General features: G+C 63.7%; 2 protein-coding genes. One reads left to right on the forward strand and one right to left on the reverse strand.

All coding sequences use genetic code 11. From position 1 onward, the window contains the following. Positions 1-238 precede the first annotated feature (238 nt). Positions 239-622, reverse strand: coding sequence for a hypothetical protein (locus tag AWB68_RS44750; RefSeq protein ID WP_087650436.1), 384 nt, complete (start codon positions 620-622; stop codon positions 239-241). 232 nt (positions 623-854) lie between these two features. Here AWB68_RS44750 and istA point away from each other — a divergent pair. Beyond that, on the forward strand, positions 855-1,543 hold a 689-nt coding region (istA, locus tag AWB68_RS44755; RefSeq protein WP_125483307.1), incomplete at its 3' end, for an IS21 family transposase.

A 1,543-nucleotide genomic window follows, 5' to 3' on the forward strand; every position in this document is an offset into this window, starting at 1 on the left:
CCGCACAAATCTGGCGGCGTCAGGTTGACGGCGGCGTTACATAGGCATAGGCGGAGATAAGACGCGGTGCTGTTTGCCTTGGGGATACCGGGGTAAGACTGAAGAGGCGTTGACGCGGGGTGCGTCGAAGGGAGCCCGTAGGGCGACTGGAGACGCACCCCGCGTCGCGTCGCGCGAACAGTCGGGCACGTGGTAGAAAGGCGGTTCGCCGAAGAAACAACAGGCGCGGCATCGGTCATCAAGACCTCGCGAGTCCAACCGATGCCGCGCCCACACTGAGTCCGGATGTCAGGTCCGGCGCACCTGTGCGCGTCAAGTATTGCATGGCAGGTGCGGTCTGTCGATGGTCTTCGGCGTTCATCAAGGAGCGCCGATGCCCCGAGGAAATCCCCGTGGGTTGCAGCCCACGGGCCGCCTGTTCGTGTGCGCCCGTTGCCGGGCGCAGGTCTTCATTTGCCGTCGTTGTGATCGCGGCAATCGCTATTGCCGTGATTGCGCCCGAGAAGCGCGTCGTGCCAGCGTGCGCGAATCGGGTCGACGCTACCAGCGCGGCCGTCGTGGGCGCTTCGCTCATGCGGCGCGAGCCCGACGCCACCGGGCGCAACGCAAAATCGTGACGCATCACGGTTCACCTACTCCCTCTTCGAATGATGTACTGCGAGCGGACCTGACGACAGGCGCCGCCGTTGCAGTTCAATCCGATGATCGTGCAACGGCGGCGCCAGCGACGGCGGCGTCAGCAAGGCCGCGCTGTCACTGTTGTGGCGGCCTGCTGCCGCCGTTCGTGCGTACCGGCTTTGTGCGTCGTCGAGGTCCGCGCCGTGTTTATTGTTTCGATCGCGGAGACATTCCTGATGACCATCAAAGCTGAACTGGAGGCACAAATCCTGCGCTTCTATCACGTTGAAAAGTGGCGCTGCGGCACCATCGCGAAGCAGTTGCGCGTGCATCGCGAGACGGTGCAGCGCGTGCTCGCGCATGCGGGGCTGCCAAGGCACGGACCGCCGCCGCGCCCTTCAATGATTGAGCCGTACCTGCCGTTCATCCAGCAGACGCTGGAGCAGTTCCCGACGCTGACGGCCAGCCGCCTGTACTCGATGGTACGCGAGCGCGGCTACAAGGGCGCGCCGGACCACTTCCGGCACCTGATTGCGCAACGCCGTCCGCGTCGGGCGGCCGAGGCCTTCCTGCGTCTGCGCACCTTGCCGGGAGAGCAGATGCAATGCGACTGGGCGCATTTCTCTCACATGGAAATTGGTCGGGCCCGGCGCCCGCTGATGGCCTTCGTGATGGTGCTTTCGTACTCACGCGACCTTTATCTGCGCTTCTTCCTCGATGCCCGGATGGAGAACTTCCTGCGTGGTCATGTCGGCGCGTTCACCCATTGGGGTGGCCTCGGAAAGGTCATTCTTTACGACAATCTTAAAAGTGCTGTGCTCGAGCGTCAGGGTGATGCGATCCACTTCAACCCGAGGCTGCTCGCATTTGCCGCGCATTACCGGTTCGAGCCCCGACCGGTGGCGGTTTACCGCGGCAACGAGAA

Origin of the sequence: Caballeronia choica (assembly GCF_001544535.1) — a bacterium.
GTDB classification, from domain to species: domain Bacteria; phylum Pseudomonadota; class Gammaproteobacteria; order Burkholderiales; family Burkholderiaceae; genus Caballeronia; species Caballeronia choica.